The 13,468-nt window shown below is 71.5% G+C and carries 12 protein-coding genes; 10 read left to right on the plus strand and 2 right to left on the minus strand.

Going from position 1 to position 13,468, the window contains the following annotated elements:
* Positions 1–86 precede the first annotated feature (86 nt).
* The 4 genes from G412_RS0119220 to G412_RS0119235 all read left to right on the plus strand — a co-directional run bounded on the left by G412_RS0119220 (position 87) and on the right by G412_RS0119235 (position 6,275).
* On the plus strand, positions 87–1,976 hold the full coding sequence (locus G412_RS0119220) for an AMP-dependent synthetase/ligase (RefSeq protein ID WP_028813491.1): 1,890 nt from the start codon (positions 87–89) through the stop codon (positions 1,974–1,976).
* 197 nt (positions 1,977–2,173) lie between these two features.
* Positions 2,174–4,333 carry an ATP-binding SpoIIE family protein phosphatase gene (locus G412_RS0119225; RefSeq protein WP_028813492.1) on the plus strand — a complete coding sequence of 720 codons (2,160 nt, stop codon included), beginning with the start codon at positions 2,174–2,176 and terminating at the stop codon, positions 4,331–4,333.
* Between the two features lie 31 nt (positions 4,334–4,364).
* Positions 4,365–5,597, plus strand: coding sequence for a radical SAM family heme chaperone HemW (hemW, locus tag G412_RS0119230; RefSeq protein ID WP_028813493.1), 1,233 nt, complete (start codon positions 4,365–4,367; stop codon positions 5,595–5,597).
* A 99-nt stretch (positions 5,598–5,696) separates the two neighbouring features.
* Positions 5,697–6,275: a Uma2 family endonuclease gene (locus G412_RS0119235; protein ID WP_028813494.1), complete on the plus strand. Its 579-nt coding sequence runs from the start codon at positions 5,697–5,699 to the stop codon at positions 6,273–6,275.
* On the opposite strand, the gene G412_RS0119240 is transcribed toward G412_RS0119235, so the two are convergent.
* Together G412_RS0119240 and G412_RS0119245 are read right to left on the minus strand one after the other, a co-directional pair.
* The gene (locus G412_RS0119240; RefSeq protein WP_028813495.1) at positions 6,253–7,083 is read right to left on the minus strand and encodes a DUF3097 domain-containing protein; all 831 of its coding nucleotides are present in this window, start codon (positions 7,081–7,083) and stop codon (positions 6,253–6,255) included. The two genes, G412_RS0119235 and G412_RS0119240, sit on opposite strands and share 23 nt — an antisense overlap.
* Before the next feature lie 101 nt (positions 7,084–7,184).
* Positions 7,185–7,913, minus strand: coding sequence for an MBL fold metallo-hydrolase (locus G412_RS0119245; RefSeq protein WP_028813496.1), 729 nt, complete (start codon positions 7,911–7,913; stop codon positions 7,185–7,187).
* A 210-nt stretch (positions 7,914–8,123) separates the two neighbouring features.
* On the opposite strand from G412_RS0119245, the gene hrcA reads away from it, so the two are divergent.
* The 6 genes from hrcA (at position 8,124) to G412_RS35200 (ending at position 13,304) form a co-directional block, all read left to right on the plus strand.
* The gene (gene hrcA / locus G412_RS0119250; RefSeq protein WP_028813497.1) at positions 8,124–9,140 is read left to right on the plus strand and encodes a heat-inducible transcriptional repressor HrcA; all 1,017 of its coding nucleotides are present in this window, start codon (positions 8,124–8,126) and stop codon (positions 9,138–9,140) included.
* Positions 9,141–10,274, plus strand: a complete 1,134-nt coding sequence (gene dnaJ, locus G412_RS0119255; protein ID WP_028813498.1) for a molecular chaperone DnaJ — start codon at positions 9,141–9,143, stop codon at positions 10,272–10,274.
* A 67-nt stretch (positions 10,275–10,341) separates the two neighbouring features.
* Complete coding sequence (locus tag G412_RS0119260; RefSeq protein ID WP_028813499.1) at positions 10,342–11,424, plus strand: nitronate monooxygenase; 1,083 nt, start codon at positions 10,342–10,344, stop codon at positions 11,422–11,424.
* Complete coding sequence (locus G412_RS0119265) at positions 11,421–12,164, plus strand: 16S rRNA (uracil(1498)-N(3))-methyltransferase (RefSeq protein WP_028813500.1); 744 nt, start codon at positions 11,421–11,423, stop codon at positions 12,162–12,164. Before G412_RS0119260 ends, G412_RS0119265 begins: the two co-directional genes overlap by 4 nt.
* Positions 12,165–12,241: 77 nt before the next feature.
* Complete coding sequence (locus G412_RS0119270) at positions 12,242–12,634, plus strand: VOC family protein (protein WP_028813501.1); 393 nt, start codon at positions 12,242–12,244, stop codon at positions 12,632–12,634.
* A gap of 94 nt (positions 12,635–12,728) precedes the next feature.
* Positions 12,729–13,304 (plus strand): hypothetical protein, encoded by a 576-nt coding sequence (locus G412_RS35200; protein WP_078607152.1) that lies wholly within the window; start codon positions 12,729–12,731, stop codon positions 13,302–13,304.
* The last annotated feature ends 164 nt before the right edge of the window (positions 13,305–13,468 follow it).

Below are 13,468 nucleotides of genomic sequence, written 5' to 3' on the forward strand. Positions count from 1 at the left end.
CGCGCTTTACTCTGATCACCACTCGAAGGTTACTCGCCAGTTAAATACCAGCCAGTCGTGCAGCAGCCGCAGGCCCGGAGGACGTCGTGAGCGACACACAGACCTTGATCGAGAACCGGCCGCCGTCGGTGGCGGCACTCTTCATTGAGCGCGTGGCCGCCACGCCCGATGCGGAGGCCTACCGGTACCCCGTACCGGCCGCCTCCGGGCAGGGCGCCGACGCCTGGAAGTCGCTGAGCTGGGGACAGGCGGCCCAGCGCGTGTACGCCATCGCGGCCGGCCTGATCGACCTCGGTGTACAGCCGGAGGAGCGCGTCGCGCTCGCGTCCAACACGCGTGTCGAGTGGATCCTCGCGGACCTCGGCGTGATGTGCGCCGGCGCCGCCACAACGACGGTCTACCCCTCGACCAACGCCGAGGAGTCGGCGTACATCCTGGCCGACTCCGAGAGCCGGGTGCTGATCGCGGAGGACGCGTCGCAGCTCGCCAAGGCGCGCGAGCGGCGCGCCGACCTGCCGAACCTCGCTCACGTCGTCGTCATCGACGCCACGGGTGTCGAGCCGGCCGAGGACGACCCCGAGGGCTGGGTGCTCACGCTCGCCGACCTCGAAGCACGCGGCGCGGCGTACCTGGACAAGCACCCGCAAGCCGTGACCGAGCGGGTGGAGGCCATCACCGCCGACCAGCTCGCGACGCTCATTTACACCTCGGGCACCACCGGGCGCCCCAAGGGCGTACGGCTGCCGCACGACTGCTGGTCGTACATGGCGAAGGCCACGGTGGCGACCGGTCTGATCAGCGCGACGGACGTGCAGTACCTCTGGCTGCCGCTCGCGCACGTCTTCGGCAAGGTGCTGACCTCCGGGCAGATCGAGGCCGGGCACGTCACCGCCGTGGACGGCCGGGTCGACAAGATCATCGAGAACCTGCCGGTGGTCCAGCCGACCTACATGGCCGCCGTGCCCCGCATCTTCGAGAAGGTCTACAACGGCGTCGCGGCCAAGGCGCGGGCCGGCGGCGGCGCGAAGTACAAGATCTTCCAGTGGGCCGCCGAGGTAGCCCGCGAGTACGCCAAGGTCACACAGGACAACTACCGCCGCACCGGCAACGCCTCCGCGCCCTTCGCGCTGACCGCCAAGCACAAGGTCGCCGACAAGCTCGTGTACGCGAAGATCCGCGAGGCGTTCGGCGGCCGGCTGCGTGCCTGCGTCTCCGGCTCGGCGGCGCTCGCCCCCGACATCGGCTTCTTCTTCTCCGGCGCCGGCATCCACATCCTGGAGGGGTACGGGCTCACCGAGTCCAGCGCCGCCTCCTTCGTGAACCCCGGCGAGGCGTACCGCACCGGCACGGTCGGCAAGCCGCTCCCCGGCACCGAGGTGCGCATCGCGGACGACGGCGAGATCCTGCTGCGCGGCCCCGGCATCATGCAGGGCTACCACGGGCTGCCCGAGAAGACCGCCGAAGTGCTGGAGCCGGACGGCTGGTTGCACACCGGCGACATCGGTGAGCTGTCGGTGGACGGCTACCTGCGCATCACGGACCGCAAGAAGGACCTGATCAAGACGTCGGGCGGCAAGTACATCGCACCGGCCGAGGTCGAGGGCCAGTTCAAGGCCGTGTGCCCGTTCGTCTCCAACATCCTGGTGCACGGCGCGGACCGTAACTTCTGCACCGCGCTGATCGCGCTCGACGAGCCGACGATCCTCGGCTGGGCCAAGGACAACGGGCTTGAGGGCAAGTCGTACGCCGAGGTCGTCGCGTCCAAGAAGACAGAGGAACTCATCGAGGGCTATGTGAAGCGGCTCAACGAGGGGCTGCAGCGCTGGCAGACGATCAAGAAGTTCCGGCTGCTGCCACGCGACCTGGACATCGAGCACGGTGAGCTGACGCCGAGCCTCAAGCTCAAGCGGCCCGTCGTCGAGCGCGAGTACAAGCACCTCATCGAGGAGATGTACGCGGGATCACGCGAGGCGTAGGAAGCGAGTTCGCGGGCGGGGCCTGAACCGGCTCCGCCCGCACGGCACTTCAGGCACTCCAGGCATCTCTGCCACCACCGGGCACTCCAGGACTCGTTACGACCACTTCGGTGACTCCGCGCTTATGGGCGGCCTCCGTCTGTCACTCTGTTCCATGTCGCCGGCGGCGTAAGCAGAGACGGACGGGGAGCCGCACCATGGGGTCCATTCCGAGGCAGCGGAAGGCTACTTTCCGCTCAACTCACCTGCCGGGCGTGCTGCCTGACCCGCACTCGGCCGCGTGGACCAGCCTGCCCGGAAACCCTCTCGCGCCGGCCGCCGCACGGCGCTTCGTCCGGGCTGCGCTCGCCGAATGGACCGGGCTCGGGCTGCCGGGCGCCGACGGCTTCACCGACCGGGTCGCGGACGACGCCGTAATCCTGGTCAACGAACTGGTGACCAACGCGGTCGTCCACGCGGGCACCAACGTCGAGCTGGTGTGCCACCTGGAGGAGGCCACGGAGGACGACCCGGCCGCCCTCGTCGTCGAGGTCTCCGACCACCACCCCGCCCGCGTCGTACGCAACGAACCCGGCGGATCGGCCGCGGTCGGCGGCCACGAGTTCGGGCGCGGCCTGCACCTCGTCGCCGCCCTCTCCGCGTGCTGGGGCGTCACCTACCGCACCGGCCTCAAGACCGTCTGGGCCCGGATCGCGGTCGAAGGCGTACTGCCGGCCGTGTCCCCGGGGCCGGCCGCCGACGCCGAGCAGGCGCTGCAGCGCGGGCTGCGCGCCGCCGAGATCCTCGCGCCCGTGCCCCGGCGGAGCGCGCGCGAGTACGACAGCGACTGGATCAACCGGGGCGCGCTGTCCTTCCTCGCCGAGGCGTCGGACCTGCTGACGGGCCAGTTCGACGAGGACATGATCGCGGCGCTCGCCGCGCAGTTGCTGGTGCCGAGGCTGGCGGACTGGTGCGCGGTGTGGCTGGAGGAGGAAGGTGCGGCGCCGCGCCTCGCCCGCGTCTGGCACCAGCGCGAGTCCAGCGTCGAGGAACTGGGCAGGCACCTGGAGAAGGAGCCGCCGCCCACACTGCCGGAGTCCGCGCGCGGCGGCCCCGTGCCGGTGCGGTGGCCGGGCGTGGCGGGTCCCGAGGGGGCTGACGGCCTCGACGGTACGGACTCTGCCGAGGGCATCAGCGACATGGGCGGTATGGGTGGCATCGACGGTACCGACGCCCCTCACGTCACCGCTGGCCCTGACGTCACTGATGGCACTGACCGCACCGAAGGTACCGACGGCACCGATAGCGCCGCCGGCCCCGACGGCAGCGAAGGCCCCGACGGCACCGGCAGCCCCGACGGCGCCGACCGCACCGCCGGTGCCGCGGTCGCCTACCGGCTGATCGCGGGCGGGCGCGGGCTCGGGACGCTGATGCTGGGGCGGGCGGCGCTGACGCGGTTCCCCGACGAAGTCACCGGCCTGGTCGAGGACTTCGTACGCCGCGTCGCGCTGGCCGTAGCCGCCGCCCGCCAGTACACCCGGCAGGCAAACATCAGCCACGTCCTCCAGCGGGCTCTGCTGCCGGGCCAGATGGCCGAGATCCCGGGCGTCGCGAAGGCCCTCGTGTACGAACCGCGCGGGCAGGGCGTCGCGGGCGGCGACTTCTACGACGTCTTCCCCGGCGCGCCCGGCAGCTGGTCCTTCTCGCTCGGTGACGTCCAGGGCAACGGACCCGAGGCGGCGGTCGTCACCGGTCTCGTCCGGCCGTGGCTGCGGCTGCTCGCGCGCGAGGGCCGGGCGGTCGGCGAGGTCCTGGGCCGGCTCAACGGGCTGCTGCTCGACGACGCGGTGGAAGCGGCGGAGGCGACGGCCAGGATGGCGGTGGTGTCGGCGGGGGCTTCGGGAGCGCCTGGCGCTCCGGTGGGCCCGCTCGCCCTGCGGGACGCGGCGCCGCAGCCCCGCTTCCTCTCGCTCCTGTACGGCGAACTCGTGCCGCTCCCGCCCGAGGAGGGCGGCGGGGTGCGCTGCACGCTCGCCTGCGCGGGCCATCCGCTGCCTCTCCTCCTGCGGCCCGACGGCAGCGTACGTCCGGCCGCCGGCTCCCAGATGCTGCTGGGCGTCCTCGACGACGTGACGTACGAGAGCGAGACCTTCGTCCTCCAGGCGGGCGACACCCTGCTGTGCGTCACGGACGGCGTGACCGAGCGGCGCTCGGGGCGGCGCATGTTCGACGACGCCGACGGGCTCACGGCGGCGCTCGGGCGGTGCGTGGGGCTGAGCGCGCAGGGGGTCGCCGAACGGATCATGCGCGAGGTGCACGACTTCTCGCCGACGCCCCCCGACGACGACCTGGCGCTGCTTGTCCTCCAGGCGATCTGAGCGATCCGACCGGAGCTGTGACAATAGGTCTATGCCTTCAGTACTGCCCGACGGTGAGCCCATGCCCCACGACGGGGCGCTGCCCGCGCATGCCCTGGCCGGCGCGGCGGAGCGGCCGCTCGGCTTCTACCTGCACGTTCCGTACTGCGCGACGCGCTGCGGCTACTGCGACTTCAACACCTACACGGCGACCGAGCTGCGCGGCTCGGGCGGTGCGCTGGCCTCGCGCGACAACTACGCGGACACGCTCATGGAGGAGATCCGCCTGGCCCGCAAGGTCCTCGGCGACGACCCCCGCCCGGTACGGACGGTCTTCGTGGGCGGCGGTACGCCGACGCTGCTGGCGGCGGCTGATCTCGTACGGATGCTGGGGGCGATCCGGGACGAGTTCGGGATCGCGGACGACGCGGAGGTCACGACCGAGGCGAATCCGGAGTCGGTGAATCCGGCGTATTTGGAGGAGCTGCGGGCCGGGGGATTCAACCGGGTGTCGTTCGGGATGCAGAGCGCGAAGCAGCACGTGCTGAAGATCCTGGACCGTACGCACACGCCCGGGCGGCCGGAGGCGTGCGTCGCGGAGGCGCGGGCGGCGGGCTTCGAGCACGTAAACCTCGACTTGATCTACGGCACGCCGGGGGAGTCCGACGCGGACTGGCAGGCGTCGCTGGACGCGGCGATCGGGGCCGGCCCCGACCACGTGAGCGCCTATGCCCTGATCGTGGAGGAGGGGACGCAACTGGCGCGGCGGATCCGGCGGGGCGAGGTGCCGATGACGGACGACGACGTGCACGCCGACCGGTACCTGATGACGGAGTCCGCGCTGTCGGCGGCGGGTTTCGAGTGGTACGAGGTGTCGAACTGGGCGACTTCGGACGCGGCGCGGTGCCTGCACAACGAGCTGTACTGGCGCGGGGCGGACTGGTGGGGCGCGGGTCCCGGTGCCCACAGCCACGTGGGCGGGGTCCGGTGGTGGAACGTCAAGCATCCGGGTGCGTACGCGCAGGCGCTGGGGGACGGGCGCTCGCCCGGGGCCGGGCGCGAGGTGCTCCCGGCGGAGGACCGGCGCGTGGAGCGCATCCTGCTGGAGCTGCGGCTCGCGGACGGCTGCCCGCTGTCGCTGCTGGCCCCCGCGGGCCGGGCGGCGGCGGAGCGTGCGCTGGCGGACGGTCTGCTGGCGGGCGAGCCGTTCGCCGCCGGGCGGGCGGTTCTGACGCTGCGGGGGCGGCTGCTGGCGGACGCGGTGGTCCGGGACCTGGTGGATTGATCACTCGGGCAGGTGAATGGCAGCGGAAAGAGGACGCGGTCCCTAACCTGGTTCGTAGGCTGCCGCTAAAAGTACGCGGCGGATGTGGAGGCCACGGAGATGACCGCTGTGGACGAGTACGGGATGGCTAAGTTCTTCGAGGAGTTCGAGCCTCCGGAGGGCGCCAAAGCCGAGCTTCTCCGGGGGGAAATCGTGATGATGGCAAGCCCTGATCTGGTGCACAACTTGATCGTTGCGGATGTGCAGGACCAGATCCCGCGCACGCGGTGGTCCCGCCTCCAGACACAGGACGTCGACATCCTCGGCGAGGCCAGCGAGCCGGTACCGGATCTGGTGGTCCTGCCGCGCGACGCCGTCCCTGACGCGGGCCGACTGCTGCCGTGCCGGTTGGTCACGATGGTTTGCGAGGTCGTCTCCAAGACCAGTGTTGCCCGCGACTACGACGTCAAGCGGTCGATCTATGCCGCCGGCAAGGTGCCCGCCTACCTCATCGTCGACCCGATCATGGGGCAGTGCGTCCTGCTGACCAGGCCTGTGGGGGAGGGGGAGGGCGCCGACTACCAGGTGCAGCAGGTGACGAAGTTCGGCGAGCCGGTGCCGTTGGACGTGCTGGGACTTGAACTGGACACCAGCGAGTTCGGCACCTTCCCCGGTGTCAGGCCTCACCGCTGGCCGTAACGAAGTCGATCAGCTCCTCCACCCGCCCCAGCAGCGCCGGCTCCAGGTCCTTGTACGAGCGGACCGATCCCAGGATCGTTTGCCACGCCGCGCCCGTGTTCTCCGGCCAGCCGAGCGCCCGGCACACGCCCGTCTTCCAGTCCTGGCCATGCGGCACCCTCGGCCAGGCGCGGATACCCACCGCGGACGGCTTCACCGCTTCCCATACGTCGATGTACGGGTGGCCGACGACCAGCACGCTCGCGTCCGTGACCTGTGCGGCGATGCGGGACTCCTTCGAGCCCGGGACCAGGTGGTCGACCAGGACGCCCAGGCGCGCGTCCGGGGCCGGGGCGAAGTCCGCGACGATCGACGGGAGGTCGTCGATGCCCTCCAGGTATTCGACGACCACGCCCTCGATACGGAGGTCGTCGCCCCACACCCGCTCGACCAGTTCCGCGTCGTGGCGCCCCTCGACGTAAATCCGCCCGGCCCGCGCGACCCGCGCCCGCGCCCCCGGCACGGCCACCGAGCCCGACGCCGTACGGGCGGGACGCGGCGCCGGGGCGGAAGACGGCCGTACGAGCGTGACGACGCGGCCCTCCAGGAGGAAGCCGCGCGGCTCCATCGGGAACACCCGCTGCTTGCCGAAGCGGTCCTCCAGGGTCACGACCGGCCCCTGCGCCGTCTTCTCGCACCGGATCACCGCACCGCAGAAACCGGTGGTGACCTCCTCCACGACCAGATCGGTCTCGGCGGGAACTTCGGGAACGGGGGCGGTCTTCTTCCAGGGCGGGGTGAGATCGGGCCCGTACTGTCGGCTGCGCATTCGGCTGACGATAGTCCGGTGCGCCGCGTCACACGACGCTTCGTCACACGACGCTTCGTCACACGACGCTCCGTCGCACGGCGCTACTCAAGCGAGCCTTCTCACACGTCGAACCGCGCCGCCAGAGCGTCCCGCTGCGCCCGGACGTACGCTGCGTCCACCACCGCCCCGTGCCCCGGCACGTACGCCGCGTTCTCGCCGCCCAGCGCCAGCAGCCGGTCCAGGGCCGCCGGCCAGCCGGACGGGTGGGCGTCCGGGCCGGCCTGGGGGGTGCCCGACTCCTCCACCAGGTCGCCGCAGAAGACGACCTCGGGGCTGCCCGGCACCAGCACCGCCAGGTCGTGGCCACTGTGGCCGGGGCCGACGTTCGCGAGCAGCACCTGGCGGCCGCCGCCCAGGTCCAGCGTCCACTCGCCGCACACCAGGTGGTGCGGCGCGACCAGCACGTCCGCCGCCTCCTCCGCCGCGCCCCGCTCCACCCCGTGCCGCACCGCGTCGTCCCGCAGCGCGTCGCGGTCCCGCCGCAGCACGGTGTCGATGCCGACCGCCCCGTAGACCTCGGTGCCCGCGAACGCCGCCGTACCCATCACGTGATCGAAATGGGGGTGGGTGAGGGCGATGTGCGTCACTCTCCGGCCGGGGCCGAGGAGGCGCTGCGCCTGCGTCCGCAGCTCCGCTCCCTCGCGCAGCGTCGCCCCCGTGTCGATCATCAGCGCCCTGCCGTCGCCCCCCGCCACCAGGCCCACCGTCGCGTCCCAGACCGGCATACGACGCCGCCCCACCCCCGGTGCGAGCCGCTCCCAGCCTGCCTCTTCCCAACTGACGTTCATACCGCGACGCTAGTCCCATCCGCCGCGCTCCCGCCCGCTGAACAGGGCCGTCGCGCGGCGACTGGTGCGACAACGTGACCGGCCGCCCTTGCTAGTGGCGTACCCGCCCGCCGTACACTGGGCCGGGGACTGCTGGCACTCCCCCGCGGTGAGTGCCAGGGCGAGTGCCGGGCAGAAGCCGGAAGACCGACCAGCTGGAGGTGGTGCGCGATGCTCAGCGAACGCAGACTTGAGGTGCTGCGCGCCATCGTTCAGGACTATGTGGGCACGGAGGAGCCTGTCGGCTCCAAGGCGCTCACCGAGCGGCACAAGCTCGGCGTCTCACCGGCCACCGTCCGCAACGACATGGCCGCCCTGGAGGACGAGGGCTTCATCGCCCAGCCCCACACGAGCGCCGGGCGCATCCCGACGGACAAGGGCTACCGCCTGTTCGTCGACAAGCTCGCGGGCGTCAAGCCCCTGTCGTCGCCCGAGCGCCGCGCCATCCAGAACTTCATGGACGGGGCGGTCGACCTCGACGACGTCGTGGCCCGTACGGTGCGGCTGCTCGCCCAGCTCACCCGGCAGGTCGCCGTCGTGCAGTACCCCTCGCTGACCCGGTCGACGGTCCGGCATGTGGAACTTCTCTCGCTGGCTCCCGCCCGGCTGATGCTCGTGCTCATCACGGACACCGGACGGGTCGAGCAGCGCATGGTCGACTGCCCCGCGCCCTTCGGCGAGACGTCCCTGGCGGACCTGCGTGCCCGGCTCAACAGCCGGGTCGTGGGGCGCCGCTTCACGGACGTACCGCAACTGGTGCAGGATCTCCCCGAATCCTTCGACAAGGAGGACCGGGGAACCGTTTCGACGGTTCTGTCCACCCTGCTGGAGACTCTGGTCGAGGAGACCGAGGAGCGGCTGATGATCGGCGGCACCGCCAATCTGACCCGCTTCGGGCATGATTTCCCCCTCACCATCCGGCCGGTGCTGGAGGCGCTGGAGGAGCAGGTCGTGCTCCTCAAGCTGCTCGGTGAGGCAACGGACTCGGGCATGACCGTACGAATCGGGCACGAGAACGCCCATGAAGGGCTCAGCTCTACGTCCGTCGTCGCAGTCGGCTACGGTTCGGGCGACGAAGCAGTCGCGAAACTCGGCGTGGTCGGACCGACCCGCATGGACTACCCCGGAACGATGGGAGCGGTACGCGCAGTGGCACGTTACGTCGGACAGATCCTGGCGGAGTCGTAAGTGGCCACCGACTATTACGCCGTACTAGGCGTACGCCGCGACGCTTCCCAGGACGAGATCAAGAAGGCATTCCGGCGGCTGGCGCGCGAGCTCCACCCGGACGTGAATCCCGATCCCAAGACGCAAGAGCGCTTCAAGGAGATCAACGCCGCGTACGAGGTGTTGTCGGACCCGCAGAAGAAGCAGGTCTACGACCTCGGCGGCGACCCCCTCTCGCAGGCGGGCGGCGGAGCCGGCGGCTTCGGCCAGGGCGGCTTCGGCAACTTCTCGGACATCATGGACGCGTTCTTCGGTACGGCGTCGCAGCGCGGCCCGAGGTCGCGCACGCGGCGCGGCCAGGACGCGATGATCCGGCTGGAGATCGACCTCAACGAGGCGGCCTTCGGCACGACCAAGGACATCCAGGTCGACACGGCCGTCGTGTGTACGACGTGTTCGGGCGAGGGCGCCGCCCCCGGCACCTCCGCGCAGACCTGTGACATGTGCCGCGGCCGTGGCGAGGTCTCCCAGGTCACCCGGTCCTTCCTGGGCCAGGTCATGACCTCCCGCCCGTGCCCGCAGTGCCAGGGCTTCGGCACCGTCGTACCGACGCCGTGCCCGGAGTGCGCCGGTGACGGGCGCGTGCGCTCGCGCCGGACGCTGACGGTCAAGATCCCGGCCGGTGTCGACAACGGCACCCGGATCCAGCTCGCGGGCGAGGGCGAGGTCGGTCCCGGCGGCGGCCCCGCCGGTGACCTGTACGTCGAGATCCACGAGCTGCCGCACGCGGTGTTCCAGCGGCGCGGCGACGACCTGCACTGCACGGTCACCATCCCGATGACGGCGGCTGCGCTGGGCACGAAGTGTCCGCTGGAGACGCTCGACGGGGTGGAGGAGATCGACGTACGGCCCGGCACGCAGTCCGGGCAGTCGATCCCGCTGCACGGGCGCGGTGTCACGCACCTGCGGGGCGGCGGCCGCGGGGACCTGATCGTGCACGTCGAGGTGCTGACCCCGTCGAAGATGGACCCGCAGCAGGAGGACCTGCTGCGCCAGCTCGCGAAGCTGCGCGGCGAGGAACGCCCGACGGGGCAGTTCCAGCCGGGGCAGCAGGGTCTGTTCTCGCGTCTGAAGGACGCCTTCAACGGGCGGTAGGCGCACGCCTGCGGGGAGGCGGAAGCCTCGATTCGGCGCAGTGCGGAGGGCATGAAACTATGCGTTCATGTCCTCCGCACTGACCGATCTTTGCCGTTATCCGATCGTGCAGGCCCCCATGGCGGGTGGCGCCTCCAGCCCTCAGCTCGTCGCTGCCGTCTCCGAAGCGGGTGGTCTCGGGTTTCTTGCCGCCGGTTACAAGACCGCTGACGGCATGTACGAGGAGATCAAGCAGCTGCGGGGGCTGACGAGCCGGCCGTTCGGCGTCAATCTCTTCATGCCGCAGCCGAGCCACGCCGACCCGGCCTCCGTGGAGGTCTACCGTCACCAGCTCGCCGGTGAGGCGGACTGGTACGACACCCCCCTCGGTGAGCCCGACAACTGCTCCGACGATGGCTACGAAGCCAAGCTGGCCATCCTCATCGACGACCCTGTCCCGGTCGTCTCCTTCACCTTCGGCTGCCCCACCCGGCCCGTGCTCGACGCGTTCGCGAAGGCCGGCACCCTCACCGTCGTGACCGTCACCACGCCCGAAGAGGCCCAGGTCGCGCAGTGGACCGGCGCCGACGTCGTGTGCGTACAGGGCGTAGAGGCCGGCGGCCACCAGGGAACGCACCGTGACGATCCCAAGAACGACGGCGCCGGCATCGGCCTGCTGTCCCTCGTCGCGCAGGTGCGCGAGACCGTGCAACTGCCGATCGTCGCGGCGGGCGGTGTGATGCGCGGCGCGCAGATCGCCGCGCTCCTCGCGCTCGGCGCGTCCGCGGCGCAGCTCGGCACGGCGTTCCTGGTGTGCCCCGAGTCCGGTGCGAACGCCCTGCACAAGCAGGCCATGACCAATCCGCTGTTCGTACGCACGGAACTCACCCGCGCGTTCTCCGGACGTCCCGCCCGCGGCCTCGTCAACCGCTTCATGCGCGAGCACGGCCCGTACGCCCCCGCCGCCTACCCCCAGGTGCACCACATCACCTCCGGCCTGCGCAAGGCCGCGGCCAAGGCGGGCGACGCCCAGGGCATGGCGCTGTGGGCCGGGCAGGGGCACCGGATGGCGCGCGAGATGCCGGCCGGGCAGCTCGTCGAGGTCCTGGCGGCCGAGACCGACGCGGCGCTCGCGGCGCTGGCCCTGCGCGGCGCGGGTGGTGCCGCGTGACGGCGCCGGTGTTCGTCGTCGACGCCGTGCCGGGGAAGGGACAGTTCGTACTCGAAGGCCCCGAGGGGCGGCACGCCGTCTCGGTGCGGCGGCTGCACACGGGGGAGCACGTCGTACTGACGGACGGGCGCGGCGCGGGCGCGGCGGCCGTGGTGCTGGCGGCCGAGGGCAAGGACCGGCTCGTCGTCGAGGTGACGGATCTGACGGTGGAGCCGGAGCCGGCGCCGCGCATCACCGTCGTACAGGCGCTTCCCAAGGGCGACCGGGGCGAGGTGGCCGTCGAGACGATGACGGAGACCGGCGTCGACGTGATCGTGCCGTGGCAGGCGTCCCGCTGCATCACACAGTGGCGCGGAGACCGGGGCGCGAAGTCTCTCGCCAAGTGGCGGGCCACGGCGCGCGAGGCGGGCAAGCAGTCGCGCAGGCTGCGCTTCCCCGAGGTCGCGGACGCGCTGACGACGAAGCAGGTCGGTGCGCTGCTGGCCACGGCGGACTTCGCGGCCGTACTGCACGAGGACCCGTCGGTGGGCAGCGAGGCGCTCGCCACCGCCGGGCTGCCGCAGACGGGCTCGATCGTGCTGGTCGTGGGGCCGGAGGGGGGCGTGTCGCCGGAGGAGCTGGCGGTCTTCGGCGAGGCGGGGGCGAAACCGTACCGGCTGGGGCGCAGTGTTCTGCGTACGTCGACTGCCGGGACGGCGGCGGCGGCGTTGCTGCTGGGCCGTACGGGCCGCTGGTCCTGACCTGCCCGGCCCGACCCACCCGACGCGACCGACCCGGACCCACCCGCCCCGAGCTGTTTCCCGGAAAGGGCATTTCGATGGAACTCGCCCAGGTTCGTCTCCTCGTCTCCGACTTCCCCGCCTGTTACCGCTTCTACGGCGAAGTGCTGGGCCTGAAGCCCCAGTCGGGGTTCGAGAACGGGCCGTACGAGAAGTTCTCACCGGCTCTCGGGTCGGCCGGCATCGCTCTCCAGGACCGCGCCATGATGGCGGAGGTGCTCGGCGAGCTCGCCGGCGAGCCGGACGGCCACCGCTCGCTCGTGGTGCTGCGGGTCGACGACCTCGACCGGTACTGCGAGGAGATCACCGGGCGGGGAGCGGTGCTGGAGCACGGGCCCGCGCTGATGACGGAACGGATGCGGGCAGCGCACCTCAAGGACCCCGAGGGCAACCTCGTGGAGCTCCAGGAGTGGCTGCTGCTGGGCGGCTGACCTTTCTGGGCCGCCCTTTCCCGCCGCGTGCGCGCCGCAAGCGTGACCGCAACTCGTCTTTTCCGCCTGCCGCCTCCGGTGGGAGGCTGCGCCCATGGTGGTTGCGTTCAGGCGGACCGTGGCGGCGATCGGCCTCGCCGGTACGGCGATTGTGGGCGTCTCGGCCTGCGAACCAGGGGCCGGCGGGATGAGTTCGGTGGCCGTGGCCATGACCACCGACCAGACCGGCACGCGCGCCCTTGAGCGTGCGGGCGTCGACGTGCGGTGGATGAGCTGTACGTCGACGGTCGGCGAGGGCGGCAAGGCCACCGGCGGCACCGGCCCCGCCGCGGCGCCCGCACCGAGCCGCGACGTCGCCTCCGTCGAGTGCGAGGGCGAGACAACGGACCGGCAGGACATCCGTATCGACGGCAAGGTGACCGAGGAGCGCGACGGGCGGTGCGTGCGCGGTGACCTGACGGCCAGGGTGGGCGAGCGGACCGTGTTCCGGGCCGACGTGCTCGGCGACTGCGACGCCGCGCCCACCCGCACCGCCACCACCAGCGGCAACCCCACGCCTTCCGCCACCTACCGGCCGACGGCGACCGTCACGGCCACCGTCACCGTCACCGCCGCGCCGGACCCCGGCCCCGATCCCGGCCCGAGCTGTAGCTGCCCGCCCTCCAAGTGAGGGCGGCGCCGGAGACGTACGTGGTCAAGGGGCGCGGGCCGGGAGGCGGATAGCATGCGGCCATACTTGATCGGTACATCCTGATCAGCTTGATCAGCTTGATCAGCTTGATCAGCTTGATCAGCTTGATCGGCCTGATCAGCTGATCAGCCGGAACTGAGGAG

This window comes from Streptomyces flavidovirens DSM 40150, from assembly GCF_000429085.1.
GTDB classification, from domain to species: domain Bacteria; phylum Actinomycetota; class Actinomycetes; order Streptomycetales; family Streptomycetaceae; genus Streptomyces; species Streptomyces flavidovirens.

Bases quoted from the DNA above. Each gene is read 5' to 3' on its own strand.
- G412_RS0119225 (WP_028813492.1), top strand. From the start codon at position 2,174: ATGGGGTCCATTCCGAGGCAGCGGAAGGCTACTTTCCGCTCAACTCAC.
- hemW (WP_028813493.1), top strand. From the start codon at position 4,365: ATGCCTTCAGTACTGCCCGACGGTGAGCCCATGCCCCACGACGGGGCG.
- G412_RS0119235 (WP_028813494.1), top strand. From the start codon at position 5,697: ATGACCGCTGTGGACGAGTACGGGATGGCTAAGTTCTTCGAGGAGTTC.
- G412_RS0119240 (WP_028813495.1), bottom strand. From the start codon at position 7,083: ATGCGCAGCCGACAGTACGGGCCCGATCTCACCCCGCCCTGGAAGAAG.
- G412_RS0119245 (WP_028813496.1), bottom strand. From the start codon at position 7,913: ATGAACGTCAGTTGGGAAGAGGCAGGCTGGGAGCGGCTCGCACCGGGG.
- hrcA (WP_028813497.1), top strand. From the start codon at position 8,124: ATGCTCAGCGAACGCAGACTTGAGGTGCTGCGCGCCATCGTTCAGGAC.
- G412_RS0119260 (WP_028813499.1), top strand. From the start codon at position 10,342: ATGTCCTCCGCACTGACCGATCTTTGCCGTTATCCGATCGTGCAGGCC.
- G412_RS0119270 (WP_028813501.1), top strand. From the start codon at position 12,242: ATGGAACTCGCCCAGGTTCGTCTCCTCGTCTCCGACTTCCCCGCCTGT.
- G412_RS35200 (WP_078607152.1), top strand. From the start codon at position 12,729: ATGGTGGTTGCGTTCAGGCGGACCGTGGCGGCGATCGGCCTCGCCGGT.